Raw genomic sequence first — 18,447 nt, forward strand, 5'->3', positions numbered from 1 at the left:
CCAGCACTACTCGAGGGTCCGAGCCGTCATCACTGGAACCGTCGCGTTCGGAACCACTCGCTGGGAGACGCTGCCGACGACGAGGCGTTCGACGTCGGATTTGCTCTCGGTACCCATCACGACCAGGTCGACGTCGTCGCGGTCGGCGTACTCGAGGACGACGTCGGTCGGGTGGCCGGTTTCCACCACCGAGATGGCGTCGATCCCACGCACCTCGGCTCGCGTTGCGACCGCCGACGTCGTCTGTTCGCCGTGTTCTTGGAGCGCGTCCTGAAGCGGTTCGCCTTCGGGGTCCACCTGCGGCTCGACGGCGTACAGTGCGTGGAGCGTGGCGTCGCAGGCGTCGGCGACCGCGAGCGCGTGGTCCGTCGCCGCGGCCGAGCTACTCGAGCCGCCCGTGGCCAGACAGACCCCCTCGATCGAACGTCTCGACGTCGCGGATCGTTTCCCAGGCCGCCCCGTCCGGACGGTCGCGACGGCCTCGAGACCGGCCTCGCTGGCGTCCGTCGCGACCGCTTTCGAATCCTCCTCCCGCCGTTCCCGTTGCTCGTCGGTTCCCCCCCCTTGCGGATCGACGGCCGACAGGCTGTGGACCGACGCCTCGTACGTACGCGCGAGGTCGAGGCCGGCGTCGACCGCCGGTTCGACGCCCTCGCTCCCGTCGGTTGGAATCAGGATCGTGTCGCACATGGTTCCCTTCGGCTGGGAGAAACAGACGCCCTCGAGACGGATAGAGTACAACAGATACGGTTTGGTGTCCGTCAGTTCCGGCGCAACCGCAGGACCGGACGTGGTCGCGCCGGTACATCGGGACAGCATTCCGTATGAAACGGTTCATACACTGCTTGCAGCAAATCTGGCCAGGGCTGGCAGCTGTTGCAGGCCTGGCCCGTTGCGTCGGGATCGGTGTGCAATGACCTGCTGTGGCTACTGTAGCTCGTCGCCACGCGAACGGCCAGGGAGGCTCCGGTCGGCCACCGGTGTATCACTGAAGCCGAGAGTTGTCGTCGGTGAACAGACGCCTCGAGCGACGGGCGAAAGGACGATTTCCCCCTCCGTGGTAGGGCCCGTATGGTCGAGACGGAGTGGCCCGAACTCGAGGGAACAGAACTGGAGTACAGCGGACAGTCCTGGGAATGCACCGGCACCGTCGAAGTCGGAACCACTGGGAACCAGCTGTCGGTCGAGGCACGGGAAGGAAACGACGTCCGCGGACGCACAGCGATGCTCCAGTTCACGCTCGGCGACGGATCGCCATCGCTGAACCCGGGGAACCTGGGATCACACCACGCCGGTCTCGAGCCTGCGGGCGAGACGTACCGCCTGCGCGTCGCCGACGACCCTCGTACCTACCGGTACGAACTACAGGGGATCACGTACGAGTGAGGGCGGTCGCGAACGGCCGACGTCCAGCCCCGACCGGCAGAACAACGCAGTCACGGACACGGACCCACACCGCGGCGCGCTCCGTCGGGAGCGTCTCCGATGAGCCACCAGCCGCCAGCACGACTGCTGCAACGAGCGCTCCGACTACCGGTCGACGGACGACCGACGGATGCTCGACGTAGTCGCCATCCCGGAGCTGCTCGCCCAGGTGCTCGTTGCCATCGCCACCGGCGGGCTGATCGGCCTCGAGCGTGAGCGACAGCCAACCCGGAAGTTCGCGGGGCTGCGGACCCTGGCGCTGCTGTGTGGCGCCGGTCCGCTCGTCGTGTTCGTCGGCCAGCAGGAAGGACAGCCCGCTGCCGTCGCCATCTATCTCGCGCTGGCGGCGGCACTGGCAGTCGCAGTCGCGACGGTCCGGTACGCCACGAGCGAAGCGGAGGAGGAACTGGGGTTCACCACGTCGGTGACCGTCTTCCTCGTCGCTCTGCTCGGTATCCTCGTCGGCTACGGCCGGTACTTCGAGTCGACGTCGATCGCGATCGTCCTCGTCGTCATTTTGGCCGAGAAAGAACGGCTCCACGGCTACGTCAAGGGCATCACCGACGAGGAGTTGCGGGACTCGCTGACGCTGGGTGCGCTCGTGTTTATTCTCTACCCGATCGTCCCGGCGGAACCGGTCGACCCCTACGGGGTGTTGTCCCTGCAGGAGGTGTTGCTGTTTGGCATCTTCGTGTTGCTGATCGAGTTCACCGCGTACGTCTCGATGCGGAATCTCGGCGGCTCGAGGGGGCTCGCAGTGACCGGGACGCTCGCCGGCGGGGCGAACTCGTTCGCGACAGCGGGCGTTCTCGCCCGGTTCGCGTCCCAGTCCCGGGAGGCGCTGGATCCGACGTCGGCCGCGTTGCTGCTCGCGACGGTCTCGATGATCGTCCGGAACGCGGGGATCGCCGTCGTCCTCGCGACGGCCCTGTTCTGGGCGCTCTGGCAACCCGTCGCCGCGATGGCCGTCCTCGCCGTCGGCGTGGCCGCCGTGTTGTGGCATCGGGGCGACGTCGCCGCGGAGCTCGATCTCGAGCTCGAGTCGCCGCTCTCGCTGCGTTCGGCCCTCCAGTTCGCCACAGCCTACGCCGCGATCCTGGTCGCCTCGGTGGGTGCCCAGGCGTGGATCGGTGACCTCGGCCTGTACGCAACCGCGTTTGCGGGGGGACTCGTCTCTTCGGCCGCCGTCGCCGTCAGCGCGGCGACGGTGTTCAACGACGGCGGCGTCGGCGTCGAGCAGGCCGCAGGGATGGTCGTCCTTGGAATTGTCGCGAGTCTAACAGCGAAGATCATACTGGTCGAACTGCTCACGGACCGAATGCGATGGCGGGCCGCCGCCCCCATGGCGGCCATCGGCGTCGTTGGCGTCCTCGTCTTCGTTCTCACGTGAGGGCGCTCGAGAGTATCACTCCTCCATCTCGCCCACCGGTGGGTCACCGACGGATCAGGAGTCCCTGCCGGCCTCGGCTTCGGGGTCCGGCTGCGGACCGCCGCCGGTCTGTGCTTCGTGGGCGTCGCCCCAGCCACCACCGTCGACGACCTCGAACAGCTTCCGCCAGTTCTCGTCGGTCTCGCTTTCTGGGAGCTGGTCGCGAAGCTGCTGGAAGTCCGAGGCCGGGACCTCGGACTCGACGAGGCCGATGACGATTCGTGCGTGGTAGGCTGCCTCCGGGGGACCGGTTCGGGGTCCTTCGCGCTCGTCGACGCGGTCGAGAAACTCCTGCCAGTCGAACCGCTGGTCGTGCTCCTGGACGGCGCCCGTGAGGTACCACTTGCTCTCCACCGGGAGCGACGCGGCCAGGTCCTCGGCTGCGCCCTCCGGAATGCGCTCACCGAGTGTCATGAGCGTCGCGCGGATCGCCCGGACGGTCCGGCCGGTGTCCGGTAACTCGAGACGGTGCTGTATTTCGCCGGTGAACTCGGCGAAGTTCATCGCAGTCGCTCCGACGCCGGGTAGGTACGTCAAGCGACGTGGGACCGGTGAGGACGGCGACCAGTCGACGACGGTCGTGGTGGCCGCACTGTCACGCGCGGTCGCAACTGCGGTTCACAGTCTCGTCGAACAGGAGCTGCAGGCAGAGACGTCCTTCGCGACGAGTTTGCAACAGCGCGTCACCCTTCTCGAGGCGTGCTGATCGTCGCTATTCGACGTGATCGGCGAACCAGTCGGCAGCGACGTCGGCGACCTCCTCGAGTTCACCCTCTCCTTCGAAGCGGTGGCCCGCGCCTTCGACGACGTGGTGATCGTTCTCGCTGGTGAGTTGCTCGCGGGCTTCGCGGTTGAGCTCGAGCACCTGCGTATCGTCACCGCCGACGACGAACAGCGAGGGTGCTCGCACGTCGGCGAGTACCTCCGAGGCCATGTCGACGCGCCCGCCGCGGGAGACCACGGCGTCGACGTCGTCCTCGGGTCACGCGGCCCCGCGCAGAGCGGCCGCTGCGCCCGTGCTCGAGCCGAAATAGCCGACCGGGACGTCCCGCGTCTCCTCTCGGTTCCACAGCCACTCGGTGACCGCGACCAGCCGATCGGTCAGCAGCGGGATATCGAACCGATTCTCGCGGTGCTGGTCCTCGCGCTCGGTCAACAGGTCGAACAGCAGGGTACCGTGTCCGCGATCCCGGATGACCTCCGCGACGAAGTTGTTACGGGGACTCTTCCGGCTCGAGCCGCTGCCGTGGGCGAAGACGACGATCCCCGATGCATCCGGCGACGTCTCGAGTGCACCCTCGAGTTCGACGTCGTCGACCGGGATCGAGACGGGATCGTTCGGGTCCTGGGCCATGTGGCCTCCGACCACGCGAGACGTCTTGATGCCAGGTGGATGCTCCGAGTCCTGACCGCTACTGCGGATCTCGATCGCTACCGACGCTCGACCAGTGCGTCGGCCTTGCTTCGGACGCGGACCGGCTCGAGGCCTTCGGCGAACGACACTGCTTCCTCGAGTTTGGACTCGGTCTCGGCGTGGATCGTGTACAGCCGATCGCCGGGCTCGACCTCGTCGCCGACCGTTCGGTGGACGACCAGTCCGGCCCCACTGTCACGCGGCGCGCCCGCACGCCGTGCGAGATCGGAGAGTGTCCTGTTGTCGACGCGACTCGTAACTCCGGCCCGATCCACCCGGACGGTCGTCGACTCCTCGCCGGGTTCGAGGTCCGTCGACTCGACGTCCGGATCGCCGCCCTGAGCGGCGACGATCGATCGGAACTGCTCGAGTGCGCGGCCCGACTCGAGGATCTCGGTCGCGGCGGCGTCGACGTCACAGTGCTCGAGCAGCATCTCGGCGAGCCGCAACGACTTCAGCCGGAGCGACTCGGGGCCGTCCCCCTCGAGCACGGCGAGAACGTCACGTGCCTCGAGGACGGGCCCGACGCCGCGGCCGATCGGATCGGTCCCGTGGGTGATCGCACAGCTGACGTCCATCTCGAGGTAGTCGCCGACGCGCCTGAAGTCGTCCGCGAGTCCGCGGGCAGCGACCAGACTTTCGACTTTCGCCCCCTCGCCGTAGGGGATGTCGATCACGACGTGACTCGAGCCGGCGCTCTGTTTCTTCGAGAGCACCGAGGCCATCAGCAGTCCATCGGGATCGATCGACAAGGGGTTCTCCGCGCGGATGATCTCGTCGTCGACGGGTGAGAGGTCGACGCCGCCACCCCAGACGAGACAGCCGTTGGTTTCCTCGACGATACGCTCGATCTCCGCGATCGAGAACTCGACGTTACTGAGGACCTCCATCACGTCCGCGGTTCCGGCCGGAGAGGTCACCGCCCGCGAGGAGGTCTTGGGCATCGTCACGCCGGCCGCGGTGACGATCGCGACCATGATCGGCGTCACGCAGTTGCCCGCCACACCCCCGATCGAGTGTTTGTCCGCGACGACCGGCCGATCCCATTGTAGTCGCTGGCCGATGTCGCCCATCGCCTCCGTCAGGTGTTTCGTCTCGGCCAGCGAGAGGCCGTTCGTGTAGACCGCAGAAACGAACGCACTCAACTCGACGTCCGAGAGCCGGTGTTCGTGGATATCCCGGACGATCCGCTCGAGTTCCGCCCTCTCGAGTTCGACGTCGTCCAGTTTCTTCCGAACGCACCGGACCGACGGCGGCGTCCCCGCGAGCGTGACCCCGACGGCACCGTGTACGTGGTGAAGGGGTTCGGTCACACCGACGGTACCCGGCTCGACGAGTTCGTCGGTCCGCTTGACGATTCCGGTCATCGTCTCCCCCGCCCACGAGAGCAGGACGCGATCGAGCGGATGCGCCCCCAGTTCCTCCGCGTCGATCGTGTTCAGCAGGACCAGCGGCCGACTGGTGCCGATGTCGATCGAGGTGGCCTCGAGTTGCATTCGTTCGCCGAGAGTCACCGTGGGGACAAAAAGCGACCGACCGGGCGGCCTCGAGAGTATCGAACGGAGCCGGGTAGCGGTCTCTTCGCCGGGCCTACCTGTTATATGACCTCTCGTCGAGTGGATACCCTCGAACGGATGGCTCGTACATTTGCCGACCGAACGGACGCGGGCGAACAGCTCGGCGAGGAACTCCGCGAGCGGGGGATCGACGCGGATCTCGCCCTCGCGATTCCCCGGGGCGGACTGCCGCTCGGGCGCGCCGTCGCCGACGCGCTCGAGGCGCCGCTCGACGTCGTCGTCGCGAAGAAGATCGGCGCACCCGGAAATCCGGAGTACGCGATCGGTGCGGTCGCGAGCGACGGTAGCGTCTGGCGAAACGAGCAGGCGTTTCGCGGCGCCGCCGCCGACGAGGAGTACTTCCAGGAGCAACGCGAGACTGAGGCCGAAGCCGCCCGGAAGAAGGCCGAACGCTACCGGAGCGGGGGGTCCCCGCCCGACCTCGCGGGCAAGACAGTGGTCGTCGTGGACGACGGCGTCGCGACGGGCTCAACCGCCAGAGCCTGCCTCTCGCGTCTCGAGGCTTCGGACGCCGACCGGGTCGTCCTCGCGGTCCCGGTCGGTCCGCCGGACACGATCGCGGACCTCGAGGAGCAGGTCGACGAGGTCGTCTGTCTCGAGACGCCAGCCGGTTTCCATGGTGTCGGCCAGTTCTACCGAAATTTCACACAAGTTTCGGACGAAGAAGCGATGGGGTACCTCGAGGGGTGACGAGCCCCACCTACCCGATCCGGGATCGGCAACCGATTCCGATCCGTCGGTGTCGCGACGAGACCGCCCGGAGTCGGCTGGAGGGTCAGCGGAGGGCCGCGACGAGATCGGTCGCCGTTCGGACGGTCTGCGCTGGACGGTCTGCTATCCATCGGTGGCGGTGGGATCACGACGGAGGACGGTCCCACCGGTAAACAGGAACAGCAACCTGTATCAGTCCTCGTCGGTAGCGGTGGAGCCTTCCTCCAGTACAGTTACGTCGAACGTGTCGTGCCACAGGTAGCGTCGACCACCCCAGACGAACGTCGGACGTGCGATTCCCGCGAGGGCGAAAAGCGGAGCGAGAAGCAGTGACGGAACAGCAAACGCCCACGTTCGCCGATCGACGCCGAGCGAGCGGTACTGATCGCGTGCAATGTAGGTGACGCTGAAAGCGACGAGCAACGGGGCGACGATACCGGCCGCTGCGACCGCCAGGAACAGCCCCAGGATCGCGAGTGTCCGTCGCGGCGCGAACCGATAGAAAATCGTGACAAACCGCGTGATCCGCTCGTAGGTGACCCGGGGACCTCCGGGGACGCGCACCTCGTTGACGAGTTCCCGGGAGGCAACGACCTCGTCCGTGTACTCGGCCAGCAGGGCGTCGTCCGAGACCGTCCGCCGAAGGTCGGCGACGTAGCCCTCGAGGTCGATCTCGCGGCGGTCGAACGTCACGCCGCCGCCCCAGGTGACCCAGTTCGTGCGGTCGACGACGAACGAAGCGACGACGATACACAGCGGCTCGAGCAGTTTGAACGGGTATTCCTCGCTGAGAAACAGCGGAATTGCGGTCACCGTCCCGTGTTCTTCGCCGAGACGTTTGATCGTCGCCAGCCAGTCGTCGTCGCGCTCGACGTCGTCGTCGGTCAGGACGATCCGATCCTGGGAGGCGTGCTCGAGCGCGAGGGCAACAGCGTTTGCCTTCCCCGAGCAGCCCTCCGGCTCGCCGGCGACGAGCAGGTCGGCGTTCTCGGGAAGCTCCGTGCTTGCCACCGGATCGTCTTCGTGGTCACAGACGACCAGCAGTTCGTCCTCGGACTCGAGTTGGCGAGCCAGTTGCTCGCACGACCGCGTCCACTCGAACGTCGGCAAGATTATACTCGCCATCGACCCGCCGTACACCGGCTGTCGGGCTAACGATTGGGGGTACGTGTCAGAATCTGATACGGATCCCTGTACTGGCGTGCCAACGCGACCGGGGAACGGGCGGCGGTCGCGCCGAGCGTCGATACGCCACTCCGTCTCACTCGGTTTCGTACCACTGATCGAACCGCTCGGATAGCGAGTCGGAAACGTCCGTGAGATAGGCCGTCCCCCACAGGGTCACGATCACCGCGCCGACGGCGTTGAAGCTCAGGTCGACGATCGTATCGTTGATCGGGCATCCAGTCAGCGGACGGCGCCGAAACAAAAGTCGCCCAACCCAGCGACTTCGCCGTCGACGGCCAACCATACCAATTCCTCGGCGCCGACCATCGTGGCTGGAGCGATTCGATCGTCGAGCAGAAACAACTCGGCTGGGCTCCTGCCTTCGGCAAGGAACTGTTCTTCCATCTCGAGGAAGCAGGCTTCTCACATCACACGATGATCGCGACGGGGCTGTTCACGAAACCGCGTGATGCTTACGGAGAGAACAGCGACGGAGAGGGCTTCGTGGACTACAGCCGCATCGACGAGCCGGATACTCATGTAGCGGGCGGGGTTTCGGAGTTCGGTTCGGAGCAGAAACTCCGGTTCGTTGTAGAGAACCGCCGTCGGTACGAGCACCTCGGTCGTGGCGTTTTCGGTGAGCGCCCGCTCGTACTCGAACAGGGTCAGGGACATCGGCGTTCCGCCGGTGATCGAATAGGACCGAATCGCGTCGGCGATGTCGTAGTCGATGGCCTCTCGTGCCTGCCGGAACGAAAACGGTTGGAGATCGATCTGTCCCGTCTGCCGTCCGTACAGCGGACTCTTGTGAACCAGTACCTCCGACCCCATAGTGTTGATACTCGATCCACAGAGGACGAGCATCGAGTCGGTCGATCGAAGTTGTTCGTCGACGAACGACTGGACGTACGACGGGATCGAATCGTTCGCTTCGACGGGGTAGGGAAACTCGTCGATGACGACGATCCGTTTTTCGTCGGCGAGTTTCTCCCCGAGGTAGTCGAAAGCGCCGTCCCAGCCGTCGACGCGGGGTATCTTGTCGCCGAAGTGGTCGGAGATTTGTTCGACGAACTTTTCTCGCTGTCGGTGTCTGGCCTCTTTGGCTGCGAGGAAGTAGACGTGTGGCCGACCGCGACAGAACTCCGTGAGCAGTTCGATCTTTCTGACTCGGCGCCGTCTGTAGACGACCTATAGTAGTGTGAAACAATTCACACACCGATCGCGACGCCGTCCTGCGATTGGGTGTACATTGGCTTTCACTGATTACTATAGCAATCGTGACCGTCGGCGTCGTCTGCTATCTCCAGAGCCTCGAGTTCGCTGCGCCGATTGTAGGCGGTCATACGCTGGGTACTGATTATCGTGTTAATGACTCATGCATTGTGCTACGAGTCGCGCATCGAATTTGTCTCTCAGTTCTCATCGATGCTGAACGTAGTGTTCCATCTCGTGAGTGTCCGCAATTCTGTCCAGACCGTTCAATCCAATGCAATGTTTTACGATACTGGATACCATACTGGTCCTACATGTGTTCGCTCGAAGTCGATCCGCTGGATCCGCAGGTACTCGAGCGCAATTACGATTACGCGCAAAAGAACGTCCGTCTGCTCGCGATGTGGTACGGATGTGACACCGAGCGGATGGTTCATCTGCTAGCTGAGAACGGTATCGACCTCTCGAGGAACGATCGTCGACAGTTTGGAGCAGACTATCAGGCGTTTCGCCAGCAGTTTCACGGAGAGTGTTACTGATTAGGTTTCGACCAAGACACGAGCGTAGTGCATCTTGGTTCTACTTCTGGATTATTGAAGAGAGAGCCTGAGCCTTGCGTTCGTCTTTGGTAGTACTTTTCAAGTGGGATCCACGAGTACTCGCCCCTCTATTAATAGGTACCTATTCAAGCATTGAATGAACAGTCACAATCTCAGCAGTAGGTGCCTATTCTTCTCACCGAGTGATCGCCGTTCAAACGTACGCAGAGTACAGCGGATTGCTGAGAGGGAACCAGTCGCGGTCGGTTGCGTGTACGAGTTCTGTCGTCTGTCGACCGCTACCTAGTTTTTGAACGCTATCGACGCGTCTTGTTTCCGGGAGCCAATATTAATAGTCACCTCAGGCACAATATGTAGGGCTGGCCCGATAGCTGCATTAGTACGAGTACTCATTGCTGAATAGGTCCCTTTTGCAAAGTAGCTGCAATAGGTGCTGATGGTTTGATCCCTGAACTGACTTGTGTAGCTACTGGTGAAACAGCACCTATTGAAAAATAGTTACAATAGGTTGTTGAACTGGTCTGAGTGAGTCAGTCAGTGTTGTGATTCGCCAGTAGTTGCTTCTTGATGGCTAGGTACAGTAGGTAGAACTCTGTAAATAGATTCAATAGGTGAAGTAGGTTCCTTGGGTTAGTGTGCTGCTGTTTCTCTCTGCGAATAGCTACCTTTTGCAGATCGTGGTTAACTTGCTCCTATCAGAATTGCTGTAGACGTATGCCACGGCGCCAGTTTCACTCTTTGATCGTGAACGAGACTTCTTTTCTCGCGCTGATCCTCATCTGCAATCGCGACGACCACGGACAATAGGTGCCTGTCTTAGAATACCTGTTCTACCTATTGCAGCTACCCAACCTATTTTGTCTACAGTAGGTAGAATTAAGATGATTGGATCGCATGCAGTCACCAACGGCTGACATCAAAGTAATCGTGACAATAGGTGCCTACTGCACTCCTCTCGAAATTCCCATCCACCAATGAGTACATCAACGACCGACCCACGCGCTGTCAGCGTGGTCATCCTGAAAGGCGGTGTCGGCAAATCAACGACCTCGATGAATCTCGCGCGCCAGCTCGCCGAGCACGGCGAGACGCTGTACGCGGACCTCGATCCGAACGGCCACGCGACCAATGGCCTCGGTTTCGAGGAGGCGTACCAGGGTGACATCAACTTGGGCGACGTTATCCTCGAGGGCGACGCGACGCCCCACGATCTGATTCGACCGACCGATCACGAGTTCGATCTACTACCGTCTTCGAACACTCTCGAGGACGTCGAAAAGGATCTCGCGGGCGCGATGCAGGGCTCGGCCCGGATCAAGTCGAAGATCGTCGACCCGCTGCTCGGCGACGAGTACGACTACGTCGTCTTCGACTGCCCGGCGTACCCGGGGATGCTCAACAACAACGCGCTCGTCGCGACGGGTAACGTCATGATCCCGATCGAACCTGGCTCGAGCGCGATCGGTGGCTACAAGCGAACCATGGAGCGACTCATCGAACCGGCTCGGGAGTACATCGACGTCGACGTACTCGCGGTCGTCCCGAACAAACTCGGCGACCGGATCGACCAGCAGACCGAAGACCGCGAACTCCTCGAGAACCTGAACACCGCGACCTACGAGGTCAACCCAGGCCAACCCCTCCAGGAGGCGGTTCCGGAGTTCGCCCGGATCACCGGCGAGGAGTTCGACGCGATCGACACGGGCGAGCGGCGCCCTCCCAAGCCGGGAATTCGTCACCGGTCGGCGCTGTCGCGCTCGCTCCAGCATGAGCAGCCGCTCCAGGATTACGATCCGGAGAACGATCAGATCGCCTGTTACGAGGAACTCGCCGAGATCGTCGCGGCCGGAGGGATCGAGCGATGAGCAATCCGTTCGACGATCTCAAAGAAGACGGACTCGAGGAGGATCCCGAAGCGACCGAATCGGCGGATGACGACGGTGAAGCGGAACCTGAATTGGAACCGACCCCCGTCGACGCGGATGAGAACGCATCGGACGCTGAGCCGGAACCGACCACGGCTCCAGGTCCAGACTCGGACCTGGAACCGGAAACTGCCGGTTCGCCATCGGATAGCGACTCGAGTTCGATCGACGAGGAACCCGATGCCCGTCCGGACGAGCGCGACGTCGCGTCCGGGGAGTCGGATCCGGCGGAATCCGGACCGGCGTTCGAATACAGCGACGTCCAGCAGAAACCGTTCTACGCGCGCGAGGAGACGGTCAACCAGTTCGAGAACGCGATCCGGACGACGATCGTGCCGAACCTAGCCGAGGCGTCGGTCCTCGACGAGGAGACCCGCGAGATCCACGACGCGGTGCTTCGCCTCGCGAACGAAGAACCCGAACGCATCGCTGAACTCGTCCTCGAGGAGCGCCGGCAATCCGGCAAGCAGTAACGCCGGATCCGAATTCGTTCGGTGAGTCTCGGAAATCGAACTCGGCAACATGCCGTTCTCGGCGCCGATACCGCGACGGAGCGGGTGCTCTCCCGACTCGAGTGATCGACCACGCGAATATGTTCGTGAGATTTGGCTTCGCCGAGCGGCTGTTTCTTTCGCGTGTCGGAGTCAGGCAGCCCTAAACTGAGGCGGCGAGTCGATTCTGGAAGTTCGACTCGAGCCTCGTAGGTCGGCGACCACACCACTACCATGTTCTCGACAATCGATCCCCAACATGGTATTCCCCTGTCACAGGTTATGCTGACAACTCATCAAATCTACGGCGTTTGAACACCTGGTACTGTCTATAGTAGCCAGTGAAAGTCAGTGCACACCCGATCGCAGGACAGCGTCGCGATCGGTGTGTAAACCGTTTCACTGGCTACTATAGTTTAGCACCTCAACTGAGCACTCAGCTGAGACCTATCGGTTGAGTGATTGGTGTGGTCGTTGGATAGTGTCTAGTTAGGCCAGTTTGAGAAGCGAGCAGGTCGTGGAGTTAGTTTGGGATGGTGTTCACAGACTTGCTCAGCGAGTGCTACGCGGCGGAATTTGATGAATGTTGGGAGCGAGAGCGGACGGTGGCGGCCGATAGGGCGTTCACCGTCCGGTTTTACGCGACCGGTTGCTTGCTTCGCGATATGAGTGATTCTTCGCTCACTCGGTGTTAAACGCTCCCATCAATCAATTTGGACTGGATACCTCGGCTGGCTGACAGCGTTCCAGACCCGCTGACGTCCACGAGAACTACGCTCTCTTGCGGCCACTTGGAGCGTTTTGCGCTCCAATGGTCGTTGAATCGAAAATTTGCCTCGATACCAGAACGCGACGCGTTCTGCGGACGTCGCAGCCGTCGCTGGTCGCGGTTGGTGAAATTCCTTGCAGAATCAACGGCGCTCGAGTGTGCCTATTTAATACAATACCATTTGTTACAAACACTTCCTTAATATCATACCCTTTAGATGGCGAGCCACTGGTCTAGATACTGTGTTTCTGAATATTACTGCCGACAAATCTGGTCTTTCCGAGTCCGAGTTCCCGTCGGTAGTGATGATTATCTGACTTTCTCTCTCTCTCTCTCTCTTGATTAGGAATGGGAAGCTATCCCGACTATACCGATCTAGACACTTCGAGAAGTGGTTTCACACGCTCAAAATGTGGACCGATCGCTTCCACAGCTCGTGGGTTGGCAGTCAAGCGACCTTTGGGAGTGAATTGAACAGATTACACACTACTATATCATACAGTTGCCTAATAGTAATAGCTTTGGTAAAAATTGCCGGGGGTGTTAAACTATATCATGCTAGCACTGGCATACAATAACACACATCAGTTGTTTTTCGATACGCAAACCAGATGATATATTCCTGTACAAATCCTTGTAATTCATGTGCGACTGAACCTCTCGTCGTCCCGACTCGCCGTCGTGACGACCGGTGGCAAGAACGATACCGTAACCACGATCAGCGCGGCCTGTAGTGGTATCGCTGGTTTCGCGTCGTCGGCATCAGCAGTGGTCGGAGGCGTGACGGTGATACCGATGCCGATATCTACAGACACGACACGGACAATTGAGGCGGAGCTATCGAATTGCGGTAAGAACTCCGGTGCTGGTGTGAGCAGGTGCATAGGCCGGCACCATCATTGACAGCACATCGTCGTGTAAACCGGCGGCTCCTGACCTACGCACACATGGTGTGTTCCCGAGTTGTCGAAGTGACGAACTGCGAGATGAACACGAAATCATGACAGAACAATCACCGATACTCAACGCAAAGCACGTCGACCATTCCTACCGGGACGTCTCGCTCCTCGAGGATGTTTCACTATCGAGCCAGCCGGGTGAGGTGGTCGCGCTGATCGTCCCTAACGGGGCCGGGAAGTCGACGTTAATCGGCATCCTAACCGGGCTTTTCGAGCCGACCGGTGGTACGATCAACTACAACGGACCCGATGCTGTCCGACAGATTGGCTACCTTCCCCAACACCCAGCGTTTTGTTCGGGGTTTACAGTTTGTGAGATCCTTTCGTTTTACGCGTCACCCGTCGGTGGCGACGAGGTTGACACCTTAGCACACCTCCGACGTGTCGGTCTTGCGGACGCTGCCGACCGGAATGTCGATGACCTTCCAGGAGGAATGACACGCTTGGTCGGCATCGCCCAGGCGACGATTGGCGAGCCCCCGGTTGTAGTCTTGGACGAGCCAGGAAGCGGTCTAGACCCAGGAATGACGCGCAACGTTTACACTGTCGTTGAGTCAATCACCGAGACTGGCGCTGCGGTCATGTTGAGTTCACACGACCTCGCGCTTGTTGAACGCCACGCCGATAGAATCACTTTGGTTGATGAAAGCCGGGTCAACGAGGCCGGGGCGCCTACGGAGGTTTGTCAGCGACTCGAGGCTGACTCGCTATTCGAGGTTTTTGAAGCGTCGACAGCAGCCGAGGCCGGTACTGTTCGTGTCCAAGGCGATACAGCATGAGTGAGAAAACCGAAGCGGATGACGGGATGGCTACCGGCGCGACAGCAGACGCTAACGTTACTGTCGCTATTGATACTAAACAGACTCCCAGTGCAGTCCGTCTCTTGCAGATGATCGTCGCTCGTGAGGTTCGGACCGTCGTCCGAACCCGTACGTTCCTCCTATTCGGACTTACGCTTACCGCCGTCTTACTCGGTGTTGCCTGGGTCAGTGGCGGTCTGGATGCGGGATACGTCCCGACGACCGTCGACATGCTTACTCCCCTCGAGTTGCTCGTCCCGGTCATCGCTATCGCCTTCGGTTACCGGGCCGTCCTCGGTGACGAACGCCGTGGTGAATTAGATGTCCTCGAGACCTACCCGGTCAACGCCTGGCAGATCGTTTTGGGTGTCTACCTCGGGCGGGCCGCTGGCCTTGTTGTTACTGTGCTGGTACCGCTTTCAATCGTTGGCGCTGCGGTTGGACTGAGTGATACTGACGGGTCTTCGATATACGCGACCCACAGCGGCGTCGATTCGCCGATCTTGTTCGTCCGGTTGATTGTCCTCGCACTCCTGCTCGCGCTGGTTGTCCTCGCGGTTGCGATCGCGATCTCAGCGGTTGCAAGTGCCGCACGGAGTGCCTTGGCGCTCGCTGTTGTCGCACTTATCGTCTTGCTTGTTGGTCTCGACCTTCTGTTGGTCTACGGGCTGTCGACTGGTTTCGTCTCCGATTCGGCCTTGTTGCAGATAATCGCGATTAGTCCGATCAGTGCATTTCGGGGACTGGTCCTCGAGAGTGTTGTCATCGTCGCTGCGGGAACCGGACCACAGACCGCAGCGCCGGTCACGAGTATTCTCTCCCTCTTCGTCTGGGGGATTTCGTCCCTTGCGGTCGCTACTTGGAGTGTCAGGCGTTCCTGACATATCGTCTATATTTGGAAGTCGACATATAAGTAGACGGAGGGTGGAACCCGCTCGGGCCGTGGGTACTGTCTCCGTATCCGTCCGTCCTAAAGTACGCATAGATCGGAATACAGAATATTGCAGGTTGGTTTTCGCCGACTACTTCCTTGGGCTCATGGTATAGGCCTATTCCGGGTACTGTGTCGAGTCTTATTGCTGAGTACACCCAACAGATTGAGAATCCTTTGATTAATATCAAAGTCCTGACGCACATCCGTGAGACCATGGTGTCTGGTTGAATGATAAATCGACAGTTACGCGGTGAACGTTTGTACTCGCCGCTGCCTACAGTTGCCACTCACCATCGGTTTCCACTCGACCGAACGATAGTTGTGCGATCGACGTGAAACAGCCCGAGATGTTACTACACCAACCTGTCGCTCTCATCGTTGGTTTCGTCTACTATACCAGAATAAATACTGCAGATAGATTAGAAACGAGACACATGGTGTGGTCAAAATCGACTCGGCGGTCGTTCTTTCTGGTTGTTGGCGCAGCGAGTGGTGGCGCCCTCGCTGGCTGCCTTGCTGACGACGAGGAAAGGCTTCCAGACCCAATCGCAATTGAAGACGACCATAGTTGTCCAGTCTGTAACATGGTGATCGTCAACCATCCTGGACCGGCAGGACATGCCTTTTACCCCGACGATTCGGAACTCCCCGAGCCAGACATTCAAGATGGCGTCGTTCCGTACTGTGCGAGTACATGTGCCTACAACTATTACTTCGAATACGAGGAGCGCGGTGATGAGCCTCGAGTGATCTATCTAACGGATTACTCGAAAGTTGACTGGGAGGTCTACGAGGATGGTAATGAATACTATATTACGGCACATTTCGAGGAAGATGTCCACACGGATGCGCGAGACCTCACATTCGTTGTCGACAGTGAGGCATTAGGTGCTATGGGCCAGTCTGTGATCGGTTTTTCCGACACTGGAGACGCCGAGTCATTCGCCGAAGAGTACGGTGGTGATCTCTACGACCACGATTCGATTGACAGGGAACTGATCGAGAGTCTGGGATTCGTGTGATCACACAGGTATCGACCATGCAACGACACGTCATCCCAACAACTACGGAGAAATACGAACCATGCGAAACGTAACTCTCGCCCTGATCGCGATTTTACTTACTGTCGGCGTCCTCGTAGGTGTGGGTGTCTTCACCCTCGAGGTCGATGCGGACTCTCCTGGCCCAGTTGAGTTCAACGACACCGTGCTAATGGGTGTCTCTTTCGACGACGAGATCTCTGACCCGGACGTCGACCTGCCCCGGACGCAGGTATTTTACTCACAGTATCGCTACGTCGTCGGCTATCACGGTGCCGAGTGGTTCGTCAATGCACAGCGTCAGGAGGGCCACGAACAGCGATTTGGCTACCCACTCGCGGTGTACGTGACTGATTACAGTGGAACCGACCTCGAATTGTCCGACGAGGGCTATCCACGCCCCGATGGTGAAGTTACCTGGACCGATGCCGAATTAGCCTGGTTCGTCGTTGACAGCGACGCCCGGACGCCCGACGGCGAGACGGTCGTTCCGTTCTCGAGTCGCGACGATGCCGAAACGTACACGGCGGACTACGGCGGCTCTGTGGTGTCTTGGGATACCCTCCTCGAGTACGAGTTCGACCTCGATGACGCTGCAGCTGTCGGTAAGCGAGTTGACGAGCGCCAGGCCGATGCGGACCGCCTCGTCGAACAGCGCCGTACAGTCGCAGACCGACCTGTAGAGACAGTTGTCGGCGAAAACGAGACGATACAGGAGGCGATTTCCCGCACGCCGACGAATGCGACAGTTCTCGTTCCCGAGGGAACCTACGATGAACTGATCGAGGTCGACCGACCTGTTACCCTCCAAGGAGAGGGGGATGTGTCGATTCGAGGTGACGGTGAGAGTACCGTCATGACGATTCGTTCTCCGGATGCTGCCGTTCGGAATTTCGAGATTACGGATGTGGGTAACTCGACCAGTCCCGAGGAGCAAGCGTCTGTTACCGAGAACGGGACCGAAGATGGCGACGCCGTCCTCGAGATGGCGTACGCGGGCGGTGACGCCGGTGTCTACGTTGACGACGCACCGCGCGTTCTGGTCGAGGATGTCTCGATCGAGACACCTTCTAACGGCGTCATGCTCCGTGATAGTCCTGAGACGGTCGTTCGAAACGTCTCGGTCAAGGGTGGCGATGAGTGGGGAGATGCTTACATGGGCGTTATGTCGATGCGGTCCGGTGACAGCGTGATCGAAGAGTCGACATTCCGCGATGGCCGTGACGGTATCTATACCCACCGCTCACATGGAGTGGTCTTCCGGAACAACACTCTCGAGGGCAACCGGATCGGAGTCCATTTTATGTATACTGGGGAGTCGGTCATCGCTGATAACGTCGTCAGAGACGCTGAGGCGACGGGGATCCATGTCATGACCAACCCTCACCAGAACGCGGTCGTCGGGAACGATGTCCGTGACAGTCCCACTGGAATTCGAACCGAGGGTTGGAACTCGTACGTCGCACGAAACGTTGTTGTGGATACCGACCTCGGGATGACAACGGAAGCCGGAAATTCCATCTACGAACATAACGTTCTCGTGAGAAACGAAATCGGGATGCGTGCGAGCCACTTTCTGCCGGCTAATCGGGTCCTAGCGAACGACTTCGTAGATAACGACCTTCACACGCAGGCACGTCAGGGAACCTTACGCATTTGGACGCACGACGGTGTGGGTAACTACTGGCACGGTGCGGTCGGTGATGTAACTGATCGAACAGCCGATGACGGCGAGGTGGTGGTGTTCGATCGGCCCTACTCGGCGACGGATACCATTGATAGCCGACTCCACCGAGTCGGTGGCACACCCGCACTCGCACACGCACCCCAGTTCGATGAACTGGCTGCGTTCGAGGGTACCGTCTCGGGGATGCGCGACGCGAGCGTTGTCGATACGGCTCCACGCTGTGAACCGGCAAATCCTGATCTCCTTGCGGCGGCAGGCCTCGAACCGGCCGAGTACGTGTGCGGTGCGTCGACCTCCTGATGGAGTGTCTGCCGCTCTATAGTCCAGTTTCACTGTAACGAGTTATA

Annotated in this window: 16 protein-coding genes and 3 pseudogenes; 11 read left to right on the forward strand and 8 right to left on the reverse strand. The window is 60.6% G+C overall.

What is annotated here, in order from left to right; all coding sequences use genetic code 11:
• Window positions 1-6: 6 nt before the first annotated feature.
• Window positions 7-690: a universal stress protein gene (locus C493_RS18125; protein WP_007260944.1), complete on the reverse strand. Its 684-nt coding sequence runs from the start codon at window positions 688-690 to the stop codon at window positions 7-9.
• A 381-nt stretch (window positions 691-1,071) separates the two neighbouring features.
• Between C493_RS18125 and C493_RS18130 the strand changes: the two genes are divergently transcribed.
• Complete coding sequence (locus C493_RS18130) at window positions 1,072-1,386, forward strand: hypothetical protein (RefSeq protein ID WP_007260945.1); 315 nt, start codon at window positions 1,072-1,074, stop codon at window positions 1,384-1,386.
• Window positions 1,387-1,555: 169 nt separating this feature from the next.
• Complete coding sequence (locus C493_RS18135; RefSeq protein ID WP_007260946.1) at window positions 1,556-2,815, forward strand: MgtC/SapB family protein; 1,260 nt, start codon at window positions 1,556-1,558, stop codon at window positions 2,813-2,815.
• 54 nt (window positions 2,816-2,869) lie between these two features.
• Here C493_RS18135 and C493_RS18140 read toward each other — a convergent pair whose 3' ends face one another.
• From C493_RS18140 to C493_RS18155, 3 genes and pseudogenes are all read right to left on the reverse strand, one after another.
• A complete protein-coding gene (locus C493_RS18140; RefSeq protein ID WP_007260947.1) occupies window positions 2,870-3,358 on the reverse strand; it encodes a DUF2267 domain-containing protein in 489 nt (162 codons plus the stop codon).
• Between the two features lie 208 nt (window positions 3,359-3,566).
• A pseudogene (locus C493_RS18150) lies at window positions 3,567-4,208 on the reverse strand (dienelactone hydrolase family protein).
• Between the two features lie 77 nt (window positions 4,209-4,285).
• Window positions 4,286-5,764, reverse strand: a complete 1,479-nt coding sequence (locus tag C493_RS18155) for an AMP phosphorylase (protein ID WP_007260948.1) — start codon at window positions 5,762-5,764, stop codon at window positions 4,286-4,288.
• A gap of 138 nt (window positions 5,765-5,902) precedes the next feature.
• Between C493_RS18155 and C493_RS18160 the strand changes: the two genes are divergently transcribed.
• The gene (locus tag C493_RS18160; RefSeq protein ID WP_007260949.1) at window positions 5,903-6,535 is read left to right on the forward strand and encodes a phosphoribosyltransferase; all 633 of its coding nucleotides are present in this window, start codon (window positions 5,903-5,905) and stop codon (window positions 6,533-6,535) included.
• 213 nt (window positions 6,536-6,748) lie between these two features.
• Here the strand turns inward: C493_RS18160 and C493_RS18165 are convergent, their stop codons facing one another.
• From C493_RS18165 to C493_RS18170, 4 genes and pseudogenes are all read right to left on the reverse strand, one after another.
• Window positions 6,749-7,681, reverse strand: a complete 933-nt coding sequence (locus tag C493_RS18165; RefSeq protein ID WP_007260950.1) for a glycosyltransferase — start codon at window positions 7,679-7,681, stop codon at window positions 6,749-6,751.
• Window positions 7,682-7,817: 136 nt separating this feature from the next.
• Complete coding sequence (locus tag C493_RS23265; RefSeq protein WP_007260951.1) at window positions 7,818-7,985, reverse strand: hypothetical protein; 168 nt, start codon at window positions 7,983-7,985, stop codon at window positions 7,818-7,820.
• A complete protein-coding gene (locus C493_RS23155; protein WP_161606914.1) occupies window positions 7,964-8,128 on the reverse strand; it encodes a hypothetical protein in 165 nt (54 codons plus the stop codon). The genes C493_RS23265 and C493_RS23155 overlap by 22 nt, the downstream gene beginning before the upstream one ends.
• 126 nt (window positions 8,129-8,254) lie before the next feature.
• Window positions 8,255-8,881 (reverse strand): annotated as a pseudogene (locus C493_RS18170) (AAA family ATPase); the annotation flags it as partial.
• 368 nt (window positions 8,882-9,249) lie between these two features.
• Between C493_RS18170 and C493_RS18175 the strand changes: the two are divergent.
• The 8 genes and pseudogenes from C493_RS18175 to C493_RS18210 all read left to right on the forward strand — a co-directional run bounded on the left by C493_RS18175 (window position 9,250) and on the right by C493_RS18210 (window position 18,400).
• Entirely contained in the window at window positions 9,250-9,474 is a 225-nt protein-coding gene (locus C493_RS18175) for a hypothetical protein (RefSeq protein ID WP_007260954.1), read from the forward strand.
• Between the two features lie 995 nt (window positions 9,475-10,469).
• The gene (locus tag C493_RS18180; protein WP_193787912.1) at window positions 10,470-11,360 is read left to right on the forward strand and encodes a ParA family protein; all 891 of its coding nucleotides are present in this window, start codon (window positions 10,470-10,472) and stop codon (window positions 11,358-11,360) included.
• Complete coding sequence (locus tag C493_RS18185) at window positions 11,357-11,893, forward strand: hypothetical protein (RefSeq protein WP_007260956.1); 537 nt, start codon at window positions 11,357-11,359, stop codon at window positions 11,891-11,893. The genes C493_RS18180 and C493_RS18185 overlap by 4 nt, the downstream gene beginning before the upstream one ends.
• A 551-nt stretch (window positions 11,894-12,444) precedes the next feature.
• A pseudogene (locus tag C493_RS23920) lies at window positions 12,445-12,675 on the forward strand (IS6 family transposase); the annotation flags it as partial.
• Window positions 12,676-13,680: 1,005 nt separating this feature from the next.
• On the forward strand, window positions 13,681-14,418 hold the full coding sequence (locus C493_RS18195; RefSeq protein WP_007260958.1) for an ABC transporter ATP-binding protein: 738 nt from the start codon (window positions 13,681-13,683) through the stop codon (window positions 14,416-14,418).
• The gene (locus tag C493_RS18200; RefSeq protein WP_007260959.1) at window positions 14,415-15,320 is read left to right on the forward strand and encodes an ABC transporter permease; all 906 of its coding nucleotides are present in this window, start codon (window positions 14,415-14,417) and stop codon (window positions 15,318-15,320) included. Before C493_RS18195 ends, C493_RS18200 begins: the two co-directional genes overlap by 4 nt.
• Window positions 15,321-15,705: 385 nt before the next feature.
• Complete coding sequence (locus C493_RS18205) at window positions 15,706-16,395, forward strand: nitrous oxide reductase accessory protein NosL (RefSeq protein WP_206537599.1); 690 nt, start codon at window positions 15,706-15,708, stop codon at window positions 16,393-16,395.
• Window positions 16,396-16,456: 61 nt separating this feature from the next.
• Entirely contained in the window at window positions 16,457-18,400 is a 1,944-nt protein-coding gene (locus C493_RS18210; RefSeq protein ID WP_007260961.1) for a NosD domain-containing protein, read from the forward strand.
• Window positions 18,401-18,447: the final 47 nt, after the last annotated feature.

The organism is Natronolimnohabitans innermongolicus JCM 12255, from assembly GCF_000337215.1.
GTDB classification, from domain to species: domain Archaea; phylum Halobacteriota; class Halobacteria; order Halobacteriales; family Natrialbaceae; genus Natronolimnohabitans; species Natronolimnohabitans innermongolicus.